General features: G+C 42.3%; 2 protein-coding genes. Both read right to left on the bottom strand.

From position 1 onward, the window contains the following. Positions 1-38: 38 nt before the first annotated feature. The gene (locus tag F6K49_RS46295; RefSeq protein ID WP_293109176.1) at positions 39-449 is read right to left on the bottom strand and encodes a hypothetical protein; all 411 of its coding nucleotides are present in this window, start codon (positions 447-449) and stop codon (positions 39-41) included. A 171-nt stretch (positions 450-620) separates the two neighbouring features. Continuing rightward, complete coding sequence (locus F6K49_RS46290; protein ID WP_293109174.1) at positions 621-1,430, bottom strand: SDR family oxidoreductase; 810 nt, start codon at positions 1,428-1,430, stop codon at positions 621-623. Positions 1,431-1,710: the final 280 nt, after the last annotated feature.

The following is a 1,710-nucleotide window of genomic DNA, read 5'->3' as shown; positions in this document are numbered from 1 at the left end:
TTCCTGACGAAACTCACTTGGGGTAAGCTGGGATGCTTCTAGGATTGGTCGAGGAAAGCCTGTTGGTACTGGTGCTGGCAACCTGTGCCAAGCACTCCCTCGTTATAAGGTCTCAGGCGTTGCCACTGCTGATCATGGCTGATAGTGAGGGCGTTGGGGGCAAGGAAAGACATACCATCCTTCTTGAGATTGCCTTCGATATAGCCTTGGCTGTCCGGTGGATCTTGTAAAATGTGGTCTGATAAGTCACGCCCAGATACTAGCAAGACTTTCTTGAGAAGAAAGTTTAGAATGACATTTTTACTACCATAGCGTTTGATGACATCACCAATCCAACCCCCTAATACTTTTTCAAGGTCGAAACCACCGGGGTTACGGATAAAGCCACTGGCTAGATTACCCAGAAGCCGTAACAAGTCGAGTACATTGGTAGAAGGGTAGGTGTTCATTATTCATTGCTCATTGTTTTGTTGACAAATCTTACTTGAGGCTTTCCAGTAGACTTATCCATTGCTTCTATTTTCCTTAAGGCTATCAGCAGGTGCGACCCGTGGCGAATTTAATTACGGGTCAAGCGCACCTATTAAGCTAGAATTTCTCAATCCACTGGCTGATCAGAACTAGTGGCTCCTTTCTTGCATGCTTCTCACCACTTGGGTTACTAGATTTCGGGGCATAAATCTTATACTCAGGGCAAGCAACTGGTTTTTGAGACCAGGGACAACAACAGTTCGATTTTTCATCAGACCAAGATAGCCAATCCTAGCAACAGTTTCAGCATTCATAATCTTTTGTCCACTAACCAGCTTAGAGTCTTCCATGTTTGCCCGAGCTTGAAAACCCGATTCTGTTGGTCCTGGACACAGAGTAGTTACCGTCACCCCTGAACCCTTTAGTTCATTGGCAATTGCCTCAGAAAAGGATAGGACATAGGATTTCGTAGCATAATAGACTGCCATCAACGGACCAGGCTGAAACGCTGCTGTGGAGGCAATATTTAAAATTTTTCCATACTGTTGTTGCACCATAGCTGGCAGAAATAATTTGGTCAAATGGGTCAGGGTTACTATGTTTAGCTGCATCATGTCTAGTTCAGTAGCCAGGTCTGTTTCAGCAAAAGCTCCATAGGTAGCAAATCCTGCGTTGTTGACTAGTGCATCAACCTTAATCCCTTCCGCTTGGAGCTGGTCAAAAATCTCCTGTGCAGCTCCTGGAACTGACAAATCCTTCGGAATAACCCTGACAAATGTCCCAAATTTTTCCCTAAAATCCTCGGCCAGTTGAGATAGTTTTGACTCATTTCTGGCGACTAAAACTAACTTGTAGCCATCGCGAGCAAATAACTTGGGAAATTCATAACCAATTCCACTGGATGCACCAGTAATCATAGCCGTTTTGGGAAGATCCTTTACCTGATTTTTTAGATTCATTTGAGGTGTATTTTAACAAAAATTAACCCAGGAACTTTTTAAGAATTATTTCGATAGATTTTCCAAAGGAATTGTAAACAAAGATGATTGGTTTTTGAGATTTACCAAAATCCCTATATCCTTGATTAGGTCTTGCCTTTTGAATCTTACCTTTTGCCTTTCCCTAAGGGATTATGTTCACAACTCAAATGGAAATGCTATGTAGGTTATAGTTATCCACTAGTAGTTGTAACTTAAATTACATTTTAAGGAGATCACCAGATCCTAGGGCAATGAAAAA

The sequence above is a fragment of the Moorena sp. SIO3I6 genome, from assembly GCF_010672095.1.
The sequence above is the reverse complement of the archived record's forward strand: the minus strand, read 5'-3'. Positions and strand labels throughout refer to the sequence as shown.